The sequence below is a fragment of the Psychrobacter vallis genome, assembly GCF_904846715.1.
Classification (GTDB): Bacteria; Pseudomonadota; Gammaproteobacteria; order Pseudomonadales; family Moraxellaceae; genus Psychrobacter; species Psychrobacter vallis.
On the sequence record NZ_CAJHBU010000053.1, the window covers coordinates 1 to 1,012 of the forward strand.

Annotated in this window: 1 protein-coding gene; it reads left to right on the top strand. The window is 42.4% G+C overall.

Going from position 1 to position 1,012, the window contains the following annotated elements; genetic code table 11:
• Positions 1–56: 56 nt before the first annotated feature.
• Entirely contained in the window at positions 57–980 is a 924-nt protein-coding gene (locus JMY02_RS13565; RefSeq protein ID WP_265087978.1) for an IS3 family transposase, read from the top strand.
• The last annotated feature ends 32 nt before the right edge of the window (positions 981–1,012 follow it).

Here is a 1,012-nt window from a genome sequence, read left to right on the forward strand (position 1 = left end):
ATCACAAACAAACCAGATAATGAAAAGACCCTAGCAGAATTAAAGCGCGAGAATGAATACTTGCGTGCGGAGGTTGCCTACTTAAAAAAGCTCGATGCCTTGCTCAAAGCGGAGGAACAAGCAGGCAGAAAGCAAGGCTCATCGAAGCGCTAAGAGATGACTGCTGTTTATCTGACTTACTTAAAGTCTCAGGTATGCCTAAAAGCGTCTTTTATTATCAGAGAGCAAAGCTTGAGCGTGACGACAAATACGCTGAGTTGAAGTCACGTATTGCTACGCTGTATCATCAGCATAAAGGTAGGTATGGCTATCGTAGAATAACGGCCGCATTAAAGCCGGTAGGGGTTCATCACAATCATAAGCTCATTGCTAAGCTTATGCGTCAAATGACGCTTAGCGCAAAGATAAGGCGCAAGAAGTACCGCTCCTATAAAGGGGTACAAGGCAAGATAGTGAAGAATCACTTAAAACGTCAGTTTCATGCAGATCAACCACATAAGCGCTGGCTCACCGACATTACTGAGTTTAAGGTAGGTGACAATAAGCTGTATTTATCGCCCATACTCGATTGTTATAACAATGAGGTCGTCAGTTATACGCTCTCAAGAAGGCCAACTTATGATTTGGTGAGTCAAATGCTAGATTGTGCATTAACAAAAACTAAAGCGTGTCGGGATAAGAGGTTAATGCTGCACTCGGATCAAGGATGGCATTACCAAATGGCGCAGTTTAGCGCTACACTTAAGTATCATGGTATTAAGCAAAGCATGAGTAGAAAAGGCAACTGCTTGGATAATGCACTCATGGAGGGGTTCTTCGGTACATTAAAGTGTGAGACCATTTATATTGAAAAACCTCAAACCATTGAGCAGTTAGAGCAACAAATCCATGAGTACATGCATTATTACAACAATGAGCGTATTCAATTGAAACTAAAAGGACTGAGCCCTGTGCAGTACAGAACTCAGTCCTTGGGTTAAACTAAACTGTCCAAGTTTCGGGGGTCAGTTCA